Source organism: Halobacteriovorax sp. RT-2-6 (genome assembly GCF_047085025.1).
Classification (GTDB): Bacteria; Bdellovibrionota; Bacteriovoracia; order Bacteriovoracales; family Bacteriovoracaceae; genus Halobacteriovorax_A.
This window is the reverse complement of record NZ_JBKIYH010000001.1, coordinates 1009226-1031827: the sequence shown is the minus strand read 5'-3', so window position 1 is coordinate 1031827 and position 22602 is coordinate 1009226. Positions and strand designations below refer to the sequence as shown.

Annotated in this window: 24 protein-coding genes; 16 read left to right on the top strand and 8 right to left on the bottom strand. The window is 36.0% G+C overall.

Annotated elements, in window-relative coordinates:
* The first annotated feature begins 53 nt into the window (after positions 1 to 53).
* Both ACMAYS_RS04775 and ACMAYS_RS04770 read left to right on the top strand, forming a co-directional pair.
* A complete protein-coding gene (locus ACMAYS_RS04775) occupies positions 54 to 1142 on the top strand; it encodes a GNAT family N-acetyltransferase/peptidase C39 family protein (protein ID WP_412462841.1) in 1089 nt (362 codons plus the stop codon).
* Positions 1143 to 1160: 18 nt separating this feature from the next.
* Entirely contained in the window at positions 1161 to 2240 is a 1080-nt protein-coding gene (locus ACMAYS_RS04770; protein WP_103216661.1) for a hypothetical protein, read from the top strand.
* On the opposite strand, the gene ACMAYS_RS04765 is transcribed toward ACMAYS_RS04770, so the two are convergent.
* The 3 genes from ACMAYS_RS04765 to ACMAYS_RS04755 are packed head-to-tail and all read right to left on the bottom strand — an operon-like array spanning position 2226 to position 3830.
* Positions 2226 to 2573 (bottom strand): 4a-hydroxytetrahydrobiopterin dehydratase, encoded by a 348-nt coding sequence (locus ACMAYS_RS04765; RefSeq protein WP_412462840.1) that lies wholly within the window; start codon positions 2571 to 2573, stop codon positions 2226 to 2228. The genes ACMAYS_RS04770 and ACMAYS_RS04765 overlap by 15 nt on opposite strands.
* A gap of 22 nt (positions 2574 to 2595) precedes the next feature.
* A complete protein-coding gene (locus ACMAYS_RS04760; RefSeq protein WP_412462839.1) occupies positions 2596 to 2907 on the bottom strand; it encodes an NGG1p interacting factor NIF3 in 312 nt (103 codons plus the stop codon).
* 32 nt (positions 2908 to 2939) lie between these two features.
* Positions 2940 to 3830 carry a LysR family transcriptional regulator gene (locus ACMAYS_RS04755; protein ID WP_103216664.1) on the bottom strand — a complete coding sequence of 297 codons (891 nt, stop codon included), beginning with the start codon at positions 3828 to 3830 and terminating at the stop codon, positions 2940 to 2942.
* A gap of 82 nt (positions 3831 to 3912) precedes the next feature.
* Between ACMAYS_RS04755 and ACMAYS_RS04750 the strand changes: the two genes are divergently transcribed.
* The 4 genes from ACMAYS_RS04750 (at position 3913) to ACMAYS_RS04735 (ending at position 7460) form a co-directional block, all read left to right on the top strand.
* On the top strand, positions 3913 to 4326 hold the full coding sequence (locus tag ACMAYS_RS04750) for a hypothetical protein (protein WP_412462838.1): 414 nt from the start codon (positions 3913 to 3915) through the stop codon (positions 4324 to 4326).
* Between the two features lie 98 nt (positions 4327 to 4424).
* Entirely contained in the window at positions 4425 to 6002 is a 1578-nt protein-coding gene (locus tag ACMAYS_RS04745; protein ID WP_412462837.1) for a methyl-accepting chemotaxis protein, read from the top strand.
* A 40-nt stretch (positions 6003 to 6042) separates the two neighbouring features.
* Complete coding sequence (locus ACMAYS_RS04740; protein WP_412462836.1) at positions 6043 to 6729, top strand: helix-turn-helix domain-containing protein; 687 nt, start codon at positions 6043 to 6045, stop codon at positions 6727 to 6729.
* A gap of 38 nt (positions 6730 to 6767) precedes the next feature.
* Entirely contained in the window at positions 6768 to 7460 is a 693-nt protein-coding gene (locus tag ACMAYS_RS04735; protein WP_412462835.1) for a transglutaminase-like domain-containing protein, read from the top strand.
* A gap of 12 nt (positions 7461 to 7472) precedes the next feature.
* Here ACMAYS_RS04735 and ACMAYS_RS04730 read toward each other — a convergent pair whose 3' ends face one another.
* Both ACMAYS_RS04730 and ACMAYS_RS04725 read right to left on the bottom strand, forming a co-directional pair.
* A complete protein-coding gene (locus ACMAYS_RS04730) occupies positions 7473 to 8018 on the bottom strand; it encodes a glutathione peroxidase (protein WP_103216669.1) in 546 nt (181 codons plus the stop codon).
* A 46-nt stretch (positions 8019 to 8064) separates the two neighbouring features.
* Positions 8065 to 10239 carry an OsmC domain/YcaO domain-containing protein gene (locus tag ACMAYS_RS04725; protein ID WP_412462834.1) on the bottom strand — a complete coding sequence of 725 codons (2175 nt, stop codon included), beginning with the start codon at positions 10237 to 10239 and terminating at the stop codon, positions 8065 to 8067.
* Between the two features lie 185 nt (positions 10240 to 10424).
* Here ACMAYS_RS04725 and ACMAYS_RS04720 point away from each other — a divergent pair, with 185 nt between their 5' ends.
* The 3 genes from ACMAYS_RS04720 (at position 10425) to ACMAYS_RS04710 (ending at position 12262) form a co-directional block, all read left to right on the top strand.
* A complete protein-coding gene (locus tag ACMAYS_RS04720; RefSeq protein WP_021266502.1) occupies positions 10425 to 10880 on the top strand; it encodes a hypothetical protein in 456 nt (151 codons plus the stop codon).
* Between the two features lie 128 nt (positions 10881 to 11008).
* Entirely contained in the window at positions 11009 to 11602 is a 594-nt protein-coding gene (locus tag ACMAYS_RS04715; protein WP_412462833.1) for an OmpW/AlkL family protein, read from the top strand.
* 93 nt (positions 11603 to 11695) lie between these two features.
* Complete coding sequence (locus ACMAYS_RS04710) at positions 11696 to 12262, top strand: GNAT family N-acetyltransferase (protein WP_392991269.1); 567 nt, start codon at positions 11696 to 11698, stop codon at positions 12260 to 12262.
* On the opposite strand, the gene ACMAYS_RS04705 is transcribed toward ACMAYS_RS04710, so the two are convergent.
* Together ACMAYS_RS04705 and ACMAYS_RS04700 are read right to left on the bottom strand one after the other, a co-directional pair.
* The gene (locus tag ACMAYS_RS04705) at positions 12259 to 13206 is read right to left on the bottom strand and encodes a hypothetical protein (RefSeq protein WP_412462832.1); all 948 of its coding nucleotides are present in this window, start codon (positions 13204 to 13206) and stop codon (positions 12259 to 12261) included. The genes ACMAYS_RS04710 and ACMAYS_RS04705 overlap by 4 nt on opposite strands.
* A 99-nt stretch (positions 13207 to 13305) precedes the next feature.
* On the bottom strand, positions 13306 to 14460 hold the full coding sequence (locus ACMAYS_RS04700) for a phosphatase PAP2 family protein (RefSeq protein ID WP_412462831.1): 1155 nt from the start codon (positions 14458 to 14460) through the stop codon (positions 13306 to 13308).
* A gap of 184 nt (positions 14461 to 14644) precedes the next feature.
* On the opposite strand from ACMAYS_RS04700, the gene ACMAYS_RS04695 reads away from it, so the two are divergent.
* On the top strand, positions 14645 to 14971 hold the full coding sequence (locus ACMAYS_RS04695; protein WP_103216675.1) for a hypothetical protein: 327 nt from the start codon (positions 14645 to 14647) through the stop codon (positions 14969 to 14971).
* A gap of 36 nt (positions 14972 to 15007) precedes the next feature.
* On the opposite strand, the gene ACMAYS_RS04690 is transcribed toward ACMAYS_RS04695, so the two are convergent.
* A complete protein-coding gene (locus ACMAYS_RS04690) occupies positions 15008 to 15781 on the bottom strand; it encodes a hypothetical protein (protein ID WP_103216676.1) in 774 nt (257 codons plus the stop codon).
* Positions 15782 to 15882: 101 nt separating this feature from the next.
* On the opposite strand from ACMAYS_RS04690, the gene ACMAYS_RS04685 reads away from it, so the two are divergent.
* From ACMAYS_RS04685 to ACMAYS_RS04660, 6 genes are all read left to right on the top strand, one after another.
* Positions 15883 to 16719 (top strand): LysR family transcriptional regulator, encoded by an 837-nt coding sequence (locus ACMAYS_RS04685; RefSeq protein ID WP_103216677.1) that lies wholly within the window; start codon positions 15883 to 15885, stop codon positions 16717 to 16719.
* A gap of 78 nt (positions 16720 to 16797) precedes the next feature.
* Positions 16798 to 17400 (top strand): DUF899 family protein, encoded by a 603-nt coding sequence (locus tag ACMAYS_RS04680; protein WP_412462830.1) that lies wholly within the window; start codon positions 16798 to 16800, stop codon positions 17398 to 17400.
* A gap of 190 nt (positions 17401 to 17590) precedes the next feature.
* The gene (locus ACMAYS_RS04675) at positions 17591 to 18994 is read left to right on the top strand and encodes a sensor histidine kinase (protein WP_412462829.1); all 1404 of its coding nucleotides are present in this window, start codon (positions 17591 to 17593) and stop codon (positions 18992 to 18994) included.
* A gap of 90 nt (positions 18995 to 19084) precedes the next feature.
* Entirely contained in the window at positions 19085 to 19537 is a 453-nt protein-coding gene (locus ACMAYS_RS04670) for a hypothetical protein (protein WP_392991276.1), read from the top strand.
* 79 nt (positions 19538 to 19616) lie between these two features.
* On the top strand, positions 19617 to 21137 hold the full coding sequence (locus tag ACMAYS_RS04665; RefSeq protein WP_412462828.1) for a S8 family serine peptidase: 1521 nt from the start codon (positions 19617 to 19619) through the stop codon (positions 21135 to 21137).
* A gap of 61 nt (positions 21138 to 21198) precedes the next feature.
* Positions 21199 to 22593, top strand: a complete 1395-nt coding sequence (locus tag ACMAYS_RS04660) for a sensor histidine kinase (protein ID WP_412462827.1) — start codon at positions 21199 to 21201, stop codon at positions 22591 to 22593.
* The last annotated feature ends 9 nt before the right edge of the window (positions 22594 to 22602 follow it).

Here is a 22602-nt window from a genome sequence, read left to right as displayed (position 1 = left end):
TATTTTTTTACACAAGAATAATATAAATTATTAAAAAAAAGCGAGAGTTTTTTATGCATATTTTTAGAGATGCAACCTTAGAAGATCTGAACGCACTCCTTGCAATTGAAGAGGAGTCATTTGATGGCGATCGCCTGAGCGCCACGAATTTTAAATACGCCATTACCAAGTCTCATGGGGCCTTAAAAGTTATCCTTGTTAACAAGGTAATTGCTGGCTATATCCTAGTTCTTTTTCACAGAGGGACTTCTTTAGGACGTATTTACTCAATTGCTATAAGTAAAGCCCATCAAGGGCAGGGGCTAGCAAAAAAACTTATGTTATTGGCCGAGAAAGTGGGTTTGGAACACTCATGTTCATATTTGCGCCTTGAGGTTAAACGCACTAATAAGGGGGCCATTTCTCTTTATGAAAAGTTAGGATATAAAGAATTTAAGATAAAACATGACTATTATGAGGATCATCAAGATGCTCTTTGCTATGAGAAGAGGATCCGTAAAGCTCCGCTCAAGGCAAAGAGAAATATCCCTTATTATCAACAAACGACAGACTTCACTTGTGGACCGAGTGCACTGATGATGGCACTGCGCTTTTTACGTCCAAAAATTAAGCTTAATCAAGAGTTAGAGTTAGATCTATGGCGTGAGGCCACAACCATTTATATGGCTTCTGGCCATGGTGGATGTGGCCCTCATGGGATTGCTCTTGCAGCCGCGAATCGCGGCCTTAAAACTGAAATTTACATCAATAGAAAGTCATCTCTTTTTACTGACACAGTACGAGATAAGAAGAAAAAACAGGTGATTGAGCTAGTTCAAAGTAATTTTGAAAAGAAACTCAAGGAAGTAGGTGTAAAAACTCACTTTAAAAATTATGGCATCAGCAAAATCCGTGAGATAATAGAAGGCGGAGGATTGGCCTTAGTTTTAATTAGTGCCTATCGATTGACGGAGACGAAAGTTCCGCATTGGATTGTCATAACTAATATTGATGACGAGTTTATTTATTTTAATGATCCTGATTTGAAAGATAATCAAGATAAGGTCGATAATATAAACATCCCTGTAGGTATTGATGAGTTTGAAAAAATGGCAAAATATGGAAGTGGACAGTTGAAATGTGTTATTTCACTATTTCCATAAATTAGGTATTGGTGACTTATGAATAAGAAAATGGGTGTCCTAAAAGTATATCGAATTTTTGATATCGCTCACGAAGTCAAATTAGACAAAGCTTATGAAAAGCTCAAAAGCCTTACTATCTTAAAAAAGTTTAGCTTAAATAGACCTTCTAAAAATATGCTATTTCAAGATCCTCCTTTGGTGGTTTTCTTAGGAGATCATTCAATCGAAAATATGAAAGTTGCTGTAACTGTTAAACTTTGGAGTTATGGTGCGCTTTCTTTTTCTGTTGATATCGAATGTCCTTTCTTTGTTGAGAAGAAGGAGCTTATTGAATGGGTAGAGAATTGGTCTCAGGGAGACTCTGTAGAGAACTTCTGTCGAGAACGAATCAACTTCTTTGTGGAGTCGTTAGGGGATTCTCTTATTAAGCCTAAGACTTGGGAACAAAGTGAAGAGTATAGTATTTTCGTTACTTCTCCAAAATATCATAATAAGGATTATTGGCTAGAAGACTCTTTTGTTTATCAGTTATTAGCAATGGAAAAGAACGTAAAGCTTAGTCCGGCCATGCTCGCTCCGGTTATCGATTGTACGATATCGTATGGACCGGATGATCTAGTGGCAATCGATTGGGATAATGCGTTCGTTTATTCTGAAGTTGATGGACATGATATTTGTGATGTTATTGAATTTGCAAATATACAGCTCCTAGAACTTCGCTACTTTGATGATCTTCTTGATAAGAAGCTTTCAGGTTTATATCGCCAAGTCGTGGAAAAAAATCCTTCTGTCTTTAGTAAAATTTCTGTCTTAGCTAAGGATGCAAGTCAGTTATATTTTGAAACAAGTGAACTTGTCGATCGAATTGAGAATTCCGTTAAGGTTATTGGAGATATTTACTATGCACGCTTATTTCGTATTTGTTTGAAGCGTTTACAAGTAGAACAATGGCAATCTCTTGTGGATCAAAAACTAAAAAACTTACTTGATGTTTCACAAATGTATATGGCAGAAGTAAATAACCATAAAAGTCATTTGATGGAAATTGTCATCATTGTTCTTATTGCTATTGAAGTTATACCATTCGTATACAATATTATTTTAAAGCTTATGTGACTTTAGGATCTTATCGATTTTACTCGCAAATATGAAGTCACTTTCCACGAGATCATCTATCTTATGTGTCCATAAGTCGACTCTTAGTTTTCCAAAACTTATATACAGATCAGGATGATGCCACTGCTCATCCGCAACCTTTGCTATTTCATTTGCAATGGCCATTGGTTGCTCAAACTTTTCACATGTTAGATCAAGACACAAGCGCTTCTTATCATTTGTAAAGCTCCAACGTGGATCAATCTGGTCTTTTAGTTGTAGCTTTTCATCAAGTGGGAGAGGTGGAACTCCGCCTTGACATGGAATACAGCTTTTTTCACTTAATGTGCTCATCGATACTCCTCGATTTTATCTATTAAAAATTAATAAGGTCGTAGAGATCTATTGCTGGCTCTTCGTATGGGTGGGCCGCTCTTAATGCCTCGATTACTTCATCTACTTTATTATCAGGACAAATTGTTTCAACTTTTAATTCTACAACTTTTTCTAGCTCTCCACCTCTTCCTATATGTGGGGTGGCGTTTTGATTTGGCCTAAATTGTCCAATACCTTCAACCTCAAAAGAGCAGCGATCGTAATTTCCAATTGTCCCTGCGCCAGCATCAAATACTGCATTCTTAACCATTTCAGCATTTGCTTTTGGTACGAAGAAAACTAATTTTTTCATTATCCCTCTTGTCATTCTTGATTCAAGTTACTCTATTTAAGTTTTCGTAGTACTTTACCAAGTACTTTTGTAATTCTATTTTCCTGATCTTCTTTTCTTTTTACAAGATATATTGGTTGCTTAGTTGAATCAAGTTTAGAAATCTTTATTTCATGAAGTTTAAATTCACTTTTAACATTCTTATTATGTAGATCGACTAGAAAAGTCGGAAAATAACCAACAGCTAAGCTTGAGCGTGAAATTGATAAGGCGGTCTCTAGTAAGCTAACACGGTATTTGATAAATCGCTTGATTCTTCCATCTGGCCATCCATCAAGTCCTTGTGCCCTTGTCGGAGTGTCGTTTACAGAAGTAAGAGGAGCGACAAAAGGTAAAAGATCAAAATCAACTTTATCACTTATATATTGTTTGTTGAATTTTGATGTGCCATATAGTCCCATTTGAACATGTCCTATATTTAAATGATCAAGTTGATGATGAGGTACAGGAATATAAGTCAGTCCGTAATCAACATTACCATTGATAATAGCTTCTTCAATTTTTCCAGGTGTTAACTCACGAATTTCAACTTGTATATCGTCACCAAGTTGAGTCATGATATCTGGTGCTAAGTAAGTAGAAAAAACTTCAAAGGTACCAATTCGACAAATTGTTTCAACTTTAATTTGTTCTTGATTGGCCAGTTGTAAAAGCCTTTCTTCCTCTAGTAATAGTCGATCTATCTCTTGGGCAATTCGCAATCCCGCCTGTGTGATTTTTATACCACGCCCGTCTTTTGTAATGAGATCAACACCAAGCTCTTGCTCCAAGCTTTTGATTGATTTTGAAAGCCCTGCATGAGATATCCCAAGAATTTGCGCGGCTTCTCTCATATTTTTGGTCTGTACAAGCGATTTGAAATGTCTAATTTTATTGGTATCCATAAGTTACCAAAGATATAATAACATTCACTTTTATTCAATAGATTACTTTTGTATATTGCCTTCATCAGAAAGGGAGGAATATATGTATTTGAAATTATTGATATTAAAACTAACTCTTCTTATGTCTATAGGGACAACATTTGGAATGAAGGCCAATGCCCAAGAGGCACCAGAAAATCTATTTTGCAAGAGTGCTTCTGCTGCGGCAGTAGGATGTTGGCCATCTTTTTTCAATTTTTTTTACGAGAATAATCAGTTTAGCTTCACTAAAGAGTTAGGCATGTCTTCAGGAGGAAGATGTGGATGGCCTCCTTTCGGTACACAAGTATTAGCGAAGGGAAGGATCGAATTTTATAATTCACAGGAGGCCCACATTTATACGAGTACAGATAAAGGTGAGTTAGAAATTGGAAGAGTTGTAATTGAGGGCAGAAGAGTTGAGTTATCACTTTATGATGAAGAGCAGATCGTCTTTGAAAACTGTCATTCATATTAAAGGTAAATCCTGACCAATATCATAAAAATAATTGAGTTTGGTTCATTAATTTGTTTTGTAAACTGACGAGGAGTAAGAGGTATTTAGGAGGAAATCTAATGGTTAGTCTAAGAGAGAGAATCAAGTACTTCTTTTCTGCGTCAGTTTATTCTGTTTTGTCTTCAGCAGTTTTTGTCGTTCTATTATTTGCTGTAACACTTCCGGCAATTAACTCAACAGCACGCATTGGAAAGAATGAAAGCGTAAAGGTTGCGATACATAATGCATATAGTATGGTTAAGTATCTTTATGATGAATCACAAGAGGGGAAGATTACAGAAGCACAAGCAAAGCTTCATGCTAAAAACCTTCTTCAGGCGCTACGTTTTGATGGAAAGAATTATTTCTTTGTAAGTGATAAGAATCTTAATGTTGTTGCTCATGGTGCAGACCCATATAAAGTTGGAAATAATATGGCCAAGTATCAAGACGGTAAGGGAACATTTCTTTATAAGGAATTTCTAAAGATTGGTCTTGAAAAAGGGGAAGGCCAACTAACTTATTATCGTGCTCGAAAGAAAGAAGGTGATGTAATTGAAAAAACATCTTATATCAAATATTTCGAACCATGGGGTTGGGTAATTGGAACAGGTGTCTATCTAGATGATGTTAATGTCGCAGTTTTTGAAGCTAAAAAGAGCACTCTAATTGGTCTTATGATTTGTGTTGCTATTGCTCTTGGCCTTTCTTTGTGGAATGCGCACTCAATGTATGCAAATTTCATTGCTCCAATTAAGTCAGTCATTAGAAACCTTAAACAAGAATATGTAGAGCTAGAGAGAATCGCTAATAATATTAACTCTAGTTCGAGACAAATTCTTGATGTTTCAAGTAAGCAAACTGACTCTGTGGATAATGTTGCTGCGGCCATAACTGAAATAAAGTCTATGGTTGACTCAACAAGAGACAATGCTGATCGATCAAGTGGTCTTGCTAAACATACAGCAAATATTTCAAATGAGTCTAAAGAAAAAATTCTAAGACTTGTGCAGTCTTTTGATATCATCAAAAAAGATAACGAAGAGGTAATTCAAGTCATTAGAGACAATAGTGTTCAGTTAAATGATATCTCGAATACAATCAATGATATTCAAGAAAAGACTGAAGTTATTAGTGATATCGTTTTTCAGACAAAGCTTTTATCTTTCAATGCTTCGGTCGAGGCTGCAAGAGCTGGAGAGCACGGAAAGGGATTTAGTGTTGTGGCAGAAGAGATTGGGGGACTTGCTAAGGTTAGTGGAGAGTCAGCAATTGAGATCGCTACAATAATTGATGAATCAACTCGTCGAGTGAAAGAGTTAACTGATATGACGACAAAGACTGTTGAAAATCTCGTTCAAGTAACAGAGAAAGATTTGCTCGAAGGGCAAAAGTTAATGGCCGATTGTCGTGATGCTCTTGAAGAGTTGGTTGGTCAGTCAATGGAGTCCTCAAGTATGTGTAATGAAATCCTAGGTGCTCTTTCTGAACAAGAAAATGGTATCGCAGATGTTAATACTTCGATTAATACTCTAAATGAGTCGCAATGGCAGCTAAAGAGTTCACAGGAGTCTTCAGCTCGTGAAGTTGAAGATCTAGTTAAGAAGAGTGAACAAATTAAAACAGCAGTTGAGAAATTAGAAAAAATCGCAGCATAACAAGCTAGTAATTGATTCAAATGGCCCTTATAATAGGGCCATGAATCGAAAAATTTATCTCTTTGACTATTTCACTGTAATTGAATCTGAATCACTAAATGTCGAGTTTCATTCTCATATTGCTCAACAGTTGTCTTTCTCCCTAGATTCTTGTCCTTTAAAATATGAGACAGAAGAAGGCGTGTTTGAAAAGAGATTTATTTACCTGCCTTCGTTAACAAAGCACAGATTCCTAAGTGAGAGTTGTCACAATTTAACGATTCTCATTGATGAAGAAGCCAGCTTCAAACTTGATGTTGAACATATTGATACTAGAGTTCTAAAACTTGAAACGATCAATCGCAAGAGTGTCGAAAGCTTTCTTAAACAACTTGGCCTAATATCTAATAAAGAATTGGATGAGAGAATTATCAAGTTATTTCAAATGATTAAAGATTATGAGAACCTTGATGAAGTAAAGTTAAAGGATTTTGCAAACTCGCTTGCACTTTCGGAAAGTCGTCTTTTACATCTATTTAAAGAAGAGGTTGGTGTAACATTTAGAAAGTATATTCTTTGGCAAAAGCTTAAGAGGGCGGTTGATGCCCAAGCAGAAGGTCGAAATATTACGGATGTTGCCATCGCTGCTGGCTTTAGTGATTCTGCACATTTCTCAAAGTTTTTTAAACAAAGTTTTGGTCTTTCACCAAAAGAAATTTTTAAAAATAGCCAGTTTATACAAGAATAAAATATCCAAGATTCGTATTATCTTCTTAAGGAGAATATATGAAATCAAAGTTACTCGATCTTAATCACCCCGATATAATCAAATTGAAAGATGAAATTCTAGAGCTTTCTCGAGACGAATCTCAAATCATAGGAGCTTGCTACCGTTATGTTCGAGATGAGATTAATTTTGGCTATAACTCAAGTGATGATATTACAGCATCTCAAGTATTACGTGACGGCTACGGTCAGTGCAATACCAAGGCAACACTACTGATGAGTTTACTGACTTCCTGTGGGATTGAGAATAGGCTTCATGGTTTTACGATTGACAAAAAACTACAATACGGAGCAGTTACAGGATTTTTTTATACAATCGCTCCTCGTGAAATTCTTCATAGTTGGGTCGAAGTTAAGTATCATGGAAAATGGTATAATCTTGAAGGTTTTATCCTCGATATAGATTATCTGACAGCTATTCAAAAGATGGCCGGAAAGGATGTTCGTTCGTTTTGTGGCTACGGAGTTGCTTGTAAAGATTTACAGAATCCTGAAGTCGATTGGAAAGGTGGAAACTCAACTTATATTCAAAAGGAAGGGATCGTAAGAGATTTGGGATTATATGAAACTCCAGATGAGTTTTATCAAAAATATGGAACAAACCCTAAAGGAATAAAAAAATTCTTCTATAAATACTTTATTCGCTTCTTGATGAATAAAAATGTTAGTGACATAAGAAATAGACCTGCTTAACGCAGGTCTTACTTATAAAATTTCATTTAACTTTGAAGTGATTTTTTCATCAGTTGGAGCAATATCAGGAAAGTAGCGCTCTACAATTTCACCATTCGAATTTAGAAGAAACTTTTCAAAGTTCCAGTGAATATCATGCTCTTGGCCTGTGATAAGTCCTTTACTAGTTAGAAGTTGCTCAAAGTCAGGCTTATCATTTCTTACAGCATCTTTTTTTGTTTCAGTAAGGGCCTTGTATAGAGGATGTTGACCTTCACCTTTAACAATGATCTTTTCATTTACTGGAAATGTCACGTTGTACTCAAGAGAGCAGAATTGCTGGATTTCTTCATTGCTTCCAGGTTCTTGTCCAAGGAATTCATTTGCTGGGAATGCCAGAATCTCAAGTCCCTTGTCTTTATATTCAGAATATAATTTCTGTAATCCTTCATATTGTGGTGTTAGGCCACATTTTGAAGCAACATTAACGATGAGGTATGCTTTTGCATTAAAGTCAGGGATCGTCTTTGTAAGACCTTTTGCATCTTTAAATTGAATTGTATTTAGATTTGTACTCATATTGGTAACCTCCTAAAGATTTTCTATAAGAGGTTACCATAAAGATTTATTTAAGAAAGTTGTGGCGTGCCAATTGAAGCTTTTTATAACTTTCAATTAACTTAAGGTGCTTATCGATTCCCTCAAGATTCATACTTGTTGGAGTTAATCCGTCGAAACGAATTTCACCTGTTATGGTTTTATTCACTCGCTCCATCAGATCTGGCCCGTACATACGAGTTAGGTTTTCAATGTAATCTTTCATCTCAAGATCGTCGCCAAGTTCAATATCAAGTGCAATATTTAATACTTGATAAAAACGTCTTCGCTCAATAGTATTGTCATTAAACGTACCAAGCATTTCTACTAGCTCTTTTGCATCATCAAATTGTTTTAATGCAAGGTATGTAAGTGCTTTTAACTCGCCAATTACTAATTGTCCCCAAACCGTACTTTCGTCAAATGCCACACCAATTAGTTCTGATACAGGCATATAGTTATCAAGAGAACTTTCTTCAAGTTGAGCAACTAACTCTGACAAATCCTCTTCATCAAGTGCGTGTAGGTTTAAAATCGCTTCTCTGTAGTCTAGTGCCTGATTGTGGTTATCCCAAATAAGGTCTTCTGGAAGATAGATTTCAGAATAATTAGGTACCAAGATTCGACAAGCCGCTGCTCCTAGTTCATTGTAGTCAGCAATATATACTTCTTTTTCAAGCTCTTTTAAAATCCCCATCAGGTAGTCATATTCTTCTTGAGTTGTTCCAGAAAAATTCCATTCATTAAATTCATACTGCGGCTTTCCTGCAAAGAAACGCCAAGAAATGATACCTGTTGAATCAATAAAGTGATCAACAATATTATTATGCTCTTTGATCGCAAATTCATTAAATGTTGGAGGGAATGTATCATTCATTCCTTCAAAACTTCGTCCTTGGAGAAGTTCAGTAAGTGATCTCTCAAGAGCAACCTCAAAACGAGGGTGCGCACCAAAAGAAGCAAAGACGCCACCATTTCTAGGGTTCATAAGAGTGACACACATAACTGGAAATTTTCCACCAAGTGAAGCATCTTTAACAACGATTGGAAAACCTGCTTCTTCAAGCTTGTTTATACCTTCCATAATCGTTGGGTATTTTTCTAATACTGATTTGGGTACATCAGGAAGAGTAATTTCATCAACAATGATTTGTTTTTTTACAGCTCTTTCAAAAATTTCAGAAAGACATTGTACGCGGGCTTCATATTTTGTATTTCCAGCACTCATCCCATTACTTACAAAAAGGTTTGCAATAAGGTTGGCCGGTATATAAACAGTCTTTCCATCTGATTGCCTTTCATATGGAAGAGCACAAATACCGCGCTCATAATTTCCTGAGTTCGTATCAACTAAATGTGATGCTGAAAGCTCTCCATCGTTATCATAGGCACAGATAAGTGTTTCATCCATAAGCCCTAGTGGTAAAGAGTCATCTTCTGGAATCTCAAACCATTTCTCATTAGGGTAGTGAACAAAGTCTGCATTTGCGATTTCTTCACCAAGATAGTAATCACTGTAGAAATAATTTGTACTGATGCGCTCAAGGTATTCCCCAAGAGCAGATGCAAGGGCCGCATCTTTTGTTGCACCCTTACCATTTGTAAAACACATTGGAGAGTCTGCGTCTCTAATATGGACAGACCAAACGTGTGGGACTTGGTTACGCCAAGAAGCGATTTCAATTTTAATCCCTAGTCCTGCAAGAAGTTCAGTCATATTAGCGATTGTCTCTTCAAGAGAACAATCTTTGCCTGGAATCATCGTTTTAGTGTTTTCAACTTCATATTCAAGCTTAACATCGTTTCCTAAAACTTCTTTTGCTTCTATTTTAAAATCGATTTCATTTTGGATGACTCGCTTAACTGTACAGCGCTCCATTGATGCTAGAATCCCTTTCTTATCTTTTTCAGAAATCGTAGCGGGAAGTTCTGCATGAATGACAAATGATTGCTTATAGCGATTGTCAGGATCCACAATATTTTGCTGACTGATACGAATATCATCAGTTGGAATATCACGACTATTACAATAGACCTTCGCAAAGTATGCTGCACACATGGCAGAGGATGCGAGGAAATAGTCATATGGCCCAGGAGCTGTACCGTCACCTTTGTAGCGAACAGGTTGGTCTGAGATGATTTTAAAGTCGTCGAAGCTTGCTTCGATTTTTAGATTGTCGAGGTATTTTACGTTTACTTGCATGGCGCTATAACTACCATAAATAAGTATGTTATGGCCCTAACGATCTTCCATCCTATAAGAATTACTGCTATTTATCTCATTGTAAGTATGTGAAAATAAATAAATTTAACTTTCTTAAGTTGCCAATTGTTGCCATTCCATGATCTTTATTGCGAAAATACTCGTTCAATTTAAAGGAGAAGTTAATGAAATCTATCATTCTAATGCTGGCAATGCTGCCTTGCCTAGTTTTTGGTTATAACCACCCAGACGCAAAAACACTTATGACTGAATACCAAGAATTCCGTTCGATGGTTTCAACAATGAAGCACGATTACCTAGTAGGTGATTGGTATAAGGCCAAAGATTTTGGTGACACAACTCTTATGTGGAACCTTGGTGATAATTTAACAGATCGTGAAGTAATTCGTTTCTTTAGAAGAAAGGCTGACGGTTCTGTTTTCACTGTAACTTATCACCGTTCAGATTATATTGTTGATGGAAGAATTGTTCTTCGTCGTTTTGTTGGACCAGAGCCAACAGGTTGGATCAACCATACGATCGATTATGAAACAGGTGAGCAACTAGGTTCTCAAGGCTGGTGGCCAATGTTTGATGATTCAGATCATGCATTCATGCAACAGTGGGGATTCCACTACTAAGAATTAAAAATGAAAGCCTACAAAAGTAGGCTTTTTTTTATTTTTATTTTTATCTCTGATCTGTCTCATAAAAATTTAAAAACTCTTTTGTTATTTTTTTTATATAAAAATACACACAAGGAGTTTTTGTGAAAAAAACATCAATCATTTCAATTCTATTTTTCTTAATGTTCAATTCTTTTTCATTCGCGCAGGAAAACGCGATGGTGCGTGTTAGAGCGCTAGGTGTAAGCCCTGATGTTAGTGATAATATCGGTGGTAATATTGCAATTAATAACGAATCAGTACCTGAAGTCGATTTCTCTTACTTCTTCCATCCAAACTTTGCTGTTGAATTAATTCTTGCAACAGCAACTCATGATGTAAATCTTAACGGAACAGGAAGCCTTGGAAGTGTTTCTCTTCTACCTCCAACATTACTTGCTCAGTACCATATGGATTTTGGTATGTTTAAACCATATGTAGGAGCAGGGATCAACTACACAATCTTTTATGGAGAAGTTCCTGGAGACATGGCCTCAACTAAGTACGATGATTCATTTGGATATGCATTACAGCTTGGTACAGATATCAAGGTTGCACAAAATATGTATCTAAACTTTGACGTAAAAAAACTTTACTTACAAACAGATGCAACAGTTGATACTGGATCTGGAGTTGTGAAGGCTGAAGTTGATATCGATCCTCTCCTTGTTGGTATCGGTATTGGTTTTAGATTCTAAAACTCTAAAATGGGGGAGGCTATGTGGCGTAGCCTCCTCTTTAAATTCTCTCAAATGATTTGCACCCGTTAATATTTCCTGTATCATTTTTCTATGATGGAATTTGAAATTAGAATCTTAGAAGGCAAAGAATTTGATAAGTATTATCAGGCACACAAAGAAGCAGTCTTTGAAGAAGACCATAGTTATGTTCTTTGGGATATTCTCTCAGAAGAAGAATTAACTAATATCAAAAGACTAAAAGAGAATATGGGGAGTCCATATCAACTTTGTCTTGCGGCATTCGATAAAGATGAGAATTTCATCGGCTGGAGTTGGGGATTTCAAGAAAATAGTACCACTTACTATATGTGTAACTCTGCAGTTCTTCCTGAGTATCGACGACACGGTGTGTACGGTGCCATGCTTGATAAAACTCTCGCAATCCTTGAAGCAGAAGGATTTCAGATGGTCTACTCTCGCCACTGTGCTACTAATAATGCCGTTATTATCCCTAAGCTTAAGGCCGGCTTTCTTATTTCTAAAATGGAACTAGATGATAAATTTGGTGTTCTCATTCATCTTCATCATTATTTCAATGAGAAGAGAAAGAGAGTTATGGATTATCGTGCCGGGCAAATTAAACCCGACACTGATATTAAAAAACTATTTAAAATTTAACGTACACAAAAGTAATTCATTACTTTTGCATTTACTGACCAAGGATCACGCACTGGTGACGGATTCATTAGTCCTGGATGATAAACCTTTCCGCCACGTAGGGCCCAAATATTTTGGTGGATAGAAATACCTCCGTTCCAGTCTCCGTAGGCATCAATGGCCTCAAGCTCTGATCCATTAGGAAGTCTTGCATACATATTGTCACAAGCTTGTTCTGCTTGTCTTAGTGAGTTTACTCTTCCGATTGAGCCATTATGCGTTCCAATGATTGTCAGTTTTCTACCATTTACTCTTAGAGTAGAAGGGAATTTTGTTCTTTGGAAATCTTCAAACATACGTGAAGCAATTTGAGACATCACAACAGAAGGTTGCCCAATTCCTTGATAGTTTTTAGTAGAACCATCTGAGCCTACAAGAGTAAGAGTTACTTGAATATTTCCGCGACAGTTTGGAGCAAAAGAGTATGATCCATAGGCCATGTAATCAACAAGTGCACCAGCATTATCAGGAATCCAACCAGGCCTTTGACCATTGTTGATTGAATTAAAAATATATCGAATATTATTCATTTGGACGAATTCTAGTTTTCTATCAACTACTGGAAAATCACGGTAGTAACCATCAAAGTAAGCCTTTAGTGTATTTTCAAGAGTTACATCAAGATACTTATGTTGAGTCGCTAGTCTTACGTTCTTGTCATATAAAGCATCGAAAGTAACAAGCATCTGTAGCGCTTCACTACCTTTTGCTCCAGATTGCATAAGCTCTGAGGCAAGGCCAGTCATCTCACTCATATACTCAGTTCGAGTTTGTGAGTAGGCTTGCTTATAAGCACACAGATCCGCTCCTCTTACAAAAGGGATTGATGACCAGATACGGGCCGCTTGAGCTTGTGCACTAATTCCAATAAGAGCTAGTAGAGCTAGGGATTTCAACTTTTTCATAATATCTCCAATTCGTCTGATTATAGGGGGATATCAAAATTTATCATAGTTACTCGATAAAATTTATACGTATAAAGGCCAGCTATGCTGGCCTCAGTTTTAGTTTTGTGATCTTAAGTAAGCTTCATAGATACATGCGCGGATTTTTTCTTTTCCTTCAGGCATCTTTTTACATTTGAATTCACCCTGTGAATTTTTTCTCTTAGGAGTCCATTCAAAATTAACCATGAATGTTCCTGATTCAGCATTCCAGCTTGGAAAAACCATTAGTCCACCTTGGCTATCATCACTTTCATGCATTCTGATAACAAGCTTTGTAATGAGATGACCTGCGATGGCCCCTGCAAATACATCTGATAGCCAGTGCTTTCGATCGTGTAGACGGCCGTAAGATGTTAGGGCCGCAACACCATAAGCAAGGTATGGCACAACTTTATTATCTTTGTAGATTTCTGCAAATACTGTCGCAAATGACCATGCACCTGAAGAGTGTCCAGAGAAGAATGATTTCCCTTCAGTTCCAAATTCATAGGCACCAAGGTCTTTATTAGGTCTTTGACGACCGAAAGTTTTCTTAAAGCCCTCCGTTACAATTTGTGTCGCAATTTGTGACGTTACAACATAAAGTCCTGCTTTCTTTAACTTTCCATCTTCAAGCACTACACCCATAAAGTAAGAACCTGCGGCAGCTCCGCCCATGATCAGGCGTTCGTGGTTATTTGTTGGGTATACTAACTTTTCAGTAAATCCATTTTTGTGGTCTTGAATGAAGTCCATCGTTTCTTCATCTGATGCAAACATTACAAGGCCCAGTGATGTTGATGCTGCTAACATAAGTGCTTCTTTGTCACTTAGACCAAGTGGTATGAAGTAGCCCTTCTTGTTATCACTAGGGTCGTATTTTCTTAGGAATTCAGAGAACTCTTTAGGATTCATCCCGCCACGAATAGTTTCGTTTCCAATTCTTCCTTTAATTCCTTCCATTTCATCGATATTTCTTTGCTCTTCTTCACTACAGCCTTGAATTGTATTTTTACAGCTGTAGATTTCATCAAGCATTCGCTTTGCTTGAGAGCGCATATCAATTTGATTTTCGTCTACTGAGACACAGCCTTCATAACGCCACTCGCAGTTCTCCTGTAGTGGATTGAATGACTTCTGTTCCCAGAAGTAGAGATTCTCTTGTGCCATAGCACTCGATACGAGAGTTGATAGGATTAGACCATTTGTAATTATTTTCTTTATATTTTTCATGAGGCCAATATAGCTGAAACTGTAAAAAAATCTTCATAAGTGTAATTAATCATAGGGCAGACTAAAAAATAGACACTAGTAAGTTATTAAAATATTTAGAAGAATAAATTACATACCTTAGAAAACTCATGGACGACTAAATAGAAAGCTTGCTATTTAGACAAAAACTTATGAGGAGAATTCGATGAAAAAATTATTACTGGTAGCAATGCTATCTCTATCTGCAGTTGCATCACCTGTTTCTAACTCTGTTATTGCTAAGGCAAAGAAGGCAGTAGAAGAAACTGCAAAATCATATTTTGGACCAAAAGCTTATGTTTACTACTCAAATAGTAGTGCAGAAGATAAAGAGGTTTTCTTTAACGTGCTTTGGACTGAAGAAACGACAGATGTTTTTTACGATGAAGGTGAGCAAATTTATGTTCCTGTAAAAACAGAATGTGAGCAGGAAATGGTTTATTTAGTAGATACTAAGAAAGTTCTACTTACTCAAAATGCTTATTGTTACTAAGAATATAAAAAGGGAGCTTCATGCTCCCTTTTGCTTTTAATAAATATAATCAAGATCTTTATCTCCAAATCTTATATCACTATCAAATTCGAAATGAGCAAGAAATAGTTTATTTTCATGTCTTAGAATGAAAGCAATTTCACCATTGGCGTAATACCAATCTCTTCCGAATAAAAGGCCTACAAATTGAATACCTGAATTGTTGATATCATCGACTAGCTTACTAAATTTTGGAATATGCTTATCAAGTGTATAAAGTACCTTCTTTTGCTGTTCTTTATCGACTTTAACTGGATACCAATCGCCCATATTAACAACTTTATGTTCAAAAATTTCTTGAATGATCTCTAGGCCGCCAACTTTTAGATCAGTAATATAAGCATCGACATTTCGATGTTTTTTTAGAAATTTAAGCTTCTTTGGTAGCTTCATTCTTTTTATATTTCTTTCATCAAAGAAGTTACACTCAATAGCACGGCTGTCCCCACCATCGAAATAGTAGGCACCACTTAAGTCATTGATAGGATATGCGATTCCAAAATCTGATTCCTCTGAATAAATCACCATTTCGCCGTCTTCTATCGATCTAACTGCGCCGTGACCTTTGTATGATCTATTACCGCTATTTTCCAGGATATATGTCGTATTAGGCTTATAGTCTAGAAGTGATACGCTATAAGTGTGACCTGAAACATCATCACTACAAAATAGTTTCGTGAATGTATTATAGTTAATTTGAGTTGCCATAGTTGTATTGGCAGTAAGAGTAATACAAAAAATAGAAATAAGATTTTTACACACAGTTTTCATACAATTTCTCCTTGTTGGCCATTGATAACAAGAAATATTTATATATTGAAATAATATAAAAGTATTTTGTGTATACCAAAATTGTATGGTAGCTAAAAGCTATGAATATAAATCTCAATTATATTGAAGTATTTTGTCATCTTGGACAGAACTTAAATTTTTCTCAGACAGCGAGGGAGCTAAATACATCTCAACCTGCGATCTCAAGAAAGATAAAACTTCTAGAAGATGAATTAGGTTATGAGCTTTTTGTTCGCTCAAACAAAACAACATCATTAACTCTAAAAGGACAGGCGTTTCTTGATCAAGTCCTGCCTAGTTTTAATACAATTAGTGGCGCCATTCATAATAAAGAACAGAAAATTGATCTGAAAGTTGGGAGTATCTTTGAGGCAGGTGAAAAATATCTCTTATCGGCCCTAAATGACTTACATGAAAATGAAAGAATTGGTCACTTTGATCTCCAGTTCGATTCGGCCATTAATCTTATCGATAAATTACAAGCAGGAGAGTTAGATATCATTATGACTCATATTATTCCTGCTCAAAAGAGCTTGAGCTTTTTTGAAGTTTTTCGTGACGGCACCTACCTCGTTGGCCCTAAGAAAGAGGATGGTAAGCGCAAAAGAAAGCTCGTCACATATCGTAATGAAGACCTTTATACAGAAGAATTCTTACACAAAACTTTAGGTAAAAATTGGAGATCTAAATTTGAAATCATAGGTTGTGTAAACTCACATAAGGCAATGCTTTCTCTTTGTGAAGCTGGTGGCCATTTTTGTGTCGTACCTGAATCAAGTTTCAATAATTCTGGTGGATTAAAAATTTATAAGAAGAAAGACAGTAGTCACGGAATATATATCTGTGTACGACAAAACTTTCTTGAAAATAGAGATACAAAAAGGCTTATTGAAGAATTAATCAATTGTTTAAAATAGCTTTTCTATTCTTTACCTTTCCTAAATTGACAGCTTCTAGTGTGCACTTGAATATAAATTCATTCATTTGGAGATTATATGGAAAATGTTTCAGCACTAAGAGATGCGGAAAAGGAGCTTTTTGAGTTAACTCAAAAGGTTGCGGCTCTACGTAGAGATCAAGCCTCGCAAGAAGTTAAAAATTATACATTTCGAAGCACTGCAGGTGTAGTGAATTTATATGATCTTTTTGGGGATAAGGATCAGCTCATTATAATACACAATATGGGACAAGGATGCCGTTATTGTACATTGTGGGGAGATGGAATTAACGGTTTTGTTTCTCATATTGAGAGCGTGTGTTCACTCGTTTTGGTATCAAAAGACAGGCCAGACGTACAACGTCGTTTTGCAAATGAGAGAGGGTGGCGTTTTAATATGTTATCTCATGGGGGAGGAGAATATATTAAGGATCAAAGCGTCGTTGCAGGTGAGGAGAATATGCCTGGAATTGTCTGTTACCAAAAAGTTGGCACTAAGGTGTATCGAAAAAATTCTGCGGCATTCGGTCCTGGAGATGAATTTTGCTCTATGTGGAATATTCTATCTTTGGCCGGTGTATCATCCAGTGACTGGACGCCGCAGTATAGTTATTGGAGTCGTCCTGAGCAATTAGATGATGGAGGAGAGAATCTTATCTAGTCGTTTCGACTTTAATTCTTGGCTATATGAAAATCTTTCGAATACAACTCTTGCCATTCACCTTCATTGAGGTTTAAAGGGTAACCGATTGATATAATTAGAGAATATCAAGATAATTTGGTTGGTCTAATTAAATGGAGTTTAATCTCTATTATACTAATCGCTAAGTCATTTACTTAGAGGAACGTTTGTGGAGCTTGACTTATATATTTCATTTACAAGATATTTAACGACTTTTGTTTTTTCATTCTTCGTTTATCAGTTCTTTGCTAGCCTTGCGAATTATTATCAGATACGTGATCGCAATATTCTTTGGCCAGCGGCCATGTGTATTTCAACTGCATGCTACTGTTTTGTTTTTGCTTTTAATACGCATTTTATTAATCAGAAGTTATCTGATTTTATTCTTATTGTATTTTGGATATGTGCCTACTCATCATTCTATTGTTACCTAAGAACGGTTGAGATTTATTTCGGGCATAAAGTTAAAGGTCTTTCATTTGCTAAGACATTTTGTCTGTTCTTCGTTGTTACTCAGCTTATTTGTTCCTTCACTACACTTGCTTTTGATTTTAACTTTCTCTTTGATAAGCATAATTATGTAAAAGATAGTCTCTTCGCTAGAACAATGAATTTTAATGTTTCTCCAAATCTGATGGGGAAGGCACTTGGGGGTATCGGTGCCCTTGTGGTCTTTTATTCATGCACAATGGTCTGGTTAGAATTAAATCGATTAAAGAAGAAGGAGCGCCTCTTACGGTTAGGAATTATAATAAGTTTTTTAGTCGTATTAAATGATTCACTTCTTGGACTTGAAGTAACTGGAGCAATTCTACCTCTGTATTATTTTGGGAACGCATTTGAAGCAGTTAGATTTAATATTTACTACCGTAATTTAAGTTATCGAAAAATGTATAACCTAGAAACAGAGGTTATTAGACTTTCTAAAATTGCACAATTTGGCTTCGCTGCTGCAAGTATTGCTCATGATATAAGGAATCATATTTTTATTATTAAAATTTCTATTGATCGTTTAATTAGGGGGCGATCAACAAACCCTGAAGAGACGTATCTTTCAATTGATAAACATACAGATAAGATAACTGAAATCACTAATCTCTATATGGATGTCTTCAAGAAGAATACTAATAATATTAAATCTGATACGACGATTAAATTTGTCATTGAAGAAGCCTTAGAGCTCGTTGCTGCAAAATTTAGAGAGGCAGGCGTTAAATTAGAAGTGGATATCGCAAACTTTGACTTATGTTGCAATCAAACAGAGGTAACGATTTGCTTAGTTAATATCTTAAAAAATGCTCTTGAGGAGGTCTCTCAAGAGGGGAAGTACGATGCTCCTTGGGTCAAAATTAAGACGGATGCAGACACCCGTAAGTTGTCGATTATAGATTGTGGGCATGGGGTGATTACTGTGAGTAAAGAGGAGCTTTTTAGTCTCGGCTATACGACCAAGGGAAGTGCTGGGGGGCATGGAATAGGTCTTGCCATCACTAAGGAATTACTAGGACGGGCCGGTTTTAGGCTCGACTTAGATCGCGATGAGCTAAATACGACGTTTGTGATTGATTTTTGACAGGTAGGTTAAAATTACATGTTAAGCTGATTAAATTTTATTTCTTAGGTATAAGGTTCTCTATAAGACATTAAAAATAAGGAGAATCATATGAAATCAATTTCTTTAGCAATCTTAATTGCGCTTTCAGCATTTGGAGCGAATGTATCAGCAAACTCTGATATTAATAGCTTTGTATCTGACCTAAAAAGCTTTGACGGTAAGTCTGGTAAGGTAATCATGAATGGTGAAGAAAGAGGAAATTGTACTGTTCTTGTTGAGAAGGATAGTGATGCTGTAAGAGTTGAGTTTGATACTCCTGAACTATATGCAAATCCTGTTTCAGTTGCACTTCTTGATAGTGCAGAATTAACAGATGCAGATACTCTTCTTGTTTCAACAAACTCTAATCGTCCAGGTGGAGATGCTTGTGGTGATTTTGGTGGTGCTTCTAACTATAAAGAGACAATTTCAATTGACGAAAACTCTGTATCAATTAATGTTAGCTACCGTTGTTTTCTATTCAAGAAAAATAAAATTAACTACACTTGTGAGTTAAACTAAGAAGTGTCTAAAGTTTAATCTTGGACATAGTTTTTTCAAAGAACAAATATAAAATTCAAAATTAAGATATAAAGGGATTATGAAAATAATCCCTTTTTTTATTTCCCTAGTTTCTATCACTAATATTTTTGCTGCGCAGACTTGTACTCTTGATGGCAATGTCAAAACATGTATTGAAGGTACTAAGAAAAGTATTTCAAAGTATTTTGAAAAGACTAATGGCCTTTCTTCCCAAGAGTTCTATTTAGATAATAGATTAGTAAAGCAGAACTTCTATACAATCGAGGGAGAACAGATTTCAAGTATTACCTTTGATTATAAAAGTGATTCATTATTCTTTAAAACAGTATTTAATACTCAGGGGAACCATGTACAGTCAAAGGTATTAGTACAAAAGATAAATAATCAAGAAATTATTTTAAAAGAATATGGTTTTGATAAGAGAACCCATGTTTTAGAAAGTATTGACACTATATCTGAAGGTACTATTGTCGAGAGAAAAGTTATTAATACAGACGGTGAAGATTTTAAATATAAGTTTATCTACGATGCTGATCGCATTATCGGATTTGATGTTTTCAATAATGATGACGTCAAAATCGGTGACTATATTCAAAATGAAGTAGGTGAGGTTGATGGTGGGCCTAAAGATGCCACTGTGAAAATTGCTGTTATTGATTCTGGCTTTGATCATAACCATGTCGATATTCAAGATCATATCCTAATCAATTCAAATGAATCTTTTAATAAAGAAGATAATGATGGTGATGGATTTATTGATAATATTTTGGGCGTCCATTTTGATGGTGATAGCGATATCAAGTTTATGAATCCATTTTCAGGATTCTTACCTCGAACGGGTGCTCCTTCTGTTCAAAAAGCTGCAGTTTACGGAATCCCATTTGAAACGATTAAGGCCAAGGGAACAACTGGTCCAATTACATCGCATGGAACGCATGTTTCTTCAATTGCATTACGTGGTTTAAAGTCGGCATCTCTTCTGGCCTTTGCTGGAGATTTTGGAGAGTCGAAATATCTCGATATGATTTCAGCAAAGCTACAGAAATCAGAAGTTGATTTCGTAAATATGAGTTTTTCATTTCCGCACCAGTCACTAGGGCTAGTTGATCGTAAAACATATCGAAGTATGCAAAACCTATTCTTGAACAATCCTGAGGTTGTCTTCTTTGTGGCCGCTGGAAATGATGGGCGCTTTCTGAATGGAAGCCGTGATTGTATGTACCCAGCTTGCTATACTTATCCTAATGTTGTGACTATTGGTGCTACAACAGATAGTGATTGGCGAAATGATGAAAATTATGAAATGGCAGATTATTCAAACTATAGTTCTAGCTTTGTTGACTTTTTTGCTCCAGGAACAAAAGTTGAGGCGGCCCTTCTTGGTGATATGAAAATACGTCACTCGGGAACATCGATGGCCTCGCCAATGGCCCTTAATATGGCGGCCCATCTTATGGAACAAAACCCTAATATGAGTGCATTAGAAATCGTTGAGTTAATGAAGGAACAGAGTATTAAGAAGAACTCAATTGAGTCAAAATTTGGAGTCATAAGACCTTTACCAACTAGCTTGAGATAATTTTAATAAATTCGAATGTTTTTAGGTGTTTTAATTATTTTAAATATAGTATATTTAATGTATGAGCATCGAAGAATATAAGGTACTTACTAGATATGTAACGACCTTCGCATTTGCGTTTTTCTTATACCAAGCTTCTATAGGGGTTTATACCTCTAGAAAGTTGCTTAGTCGTAAGGTCTTCTGGCATATCGCAATGTGTTTGGGAGCAGGCTCATACGCCATCCTAATTGCCGTCAATACTCACGTTTCAGATATTAAGCTTTCAAATTTTCTTCTACTCACTTACTGGTTCTTCGCATATTTCACTTACTATTGTTATATAAAGGCAATTGAAGGATTTCTTGGTCAGGATATAAAGTTATTAAAGCCGGCCAAGATTTTTTGTATAGGTCATTCTATTTTCCAAGTTATAGGAGGTTTCCTTTACCTGCTAACAGATATCGACCTCATGTTTATTCCTCGCACAACTCCTCCATCAACTCTTTTTACTCAAGCATTAAACTTAACTATATATCCAAGCGTTTTAGTTGTTGTTGTCGGATTTTTTGGAATTATAACAATTCTTTATACGACGGTTGTGATTTGGAGTGAGTTAAATAAGAGAAAGGGCAAGGAGTATCTTTTTAAAGCAGGTATTCTTCTTACTTTATTTGTATCTTGTTGGGATACATTAATTGGTACTGAAACAATTGGATATCTAGTGCCGATCTATTACCTAGGTTATGTCTTTGAATCAATGCGCTTTAATATGTACTATCAAGACTTGGCCTTTACTAAAATGTACAACCTTGAAAAAGATATGGTTAAGCTCTCTAAAGTTGCTCAATTTGGTTTTGCTTCTGCAAGTATTGCTCATGACATAAGAAATCATCTCTTTGTCTTAGGTACGACTAACGATAGACTTGATAAAATGGTAGATAAGGAACTCTCTCCCTATACGCAAAAGCTGCGTCGTCATATTGGAAAGATCCTTGAAGTAACTGACCTTTATATGAATATTTTTAAAAAGAATTATTCATCATCGAAAGAAAAGATCTCTGTTTCCCAAATAACACAAGATGCTCTTGAACTAGTTAGTGATAAGATTGCACGTCATAGTGTTAGAGTTGAAATAGAGATGGATGATTTTGCAATTGAGGGAAATGAAACGGAACTTAGTCTTTGCTTGGTTAATCTCATTAAAAACTCTTTAGATGAGATTAAAACTACGGATTCTCCATGGATTAAGGTCGTAGCATCTTCAACTGAGCGCTTTATTAAAGTTATCGATAGTGGAAAGGGGATACCGGCCAAGGTTCAAGAAGGTATCTTTGAGTTAGGACACTCGAAGAAGAAGTGCGGAAACGGACATGGAGTCGGCCTTGCAATTACTAAGCAGATTATTGAGCGCTCGGGATATAAGCTATTTATCGATAATGATAGTGAAAACACTACCTTCGTCATTAATTTTTAGATTTCGTTA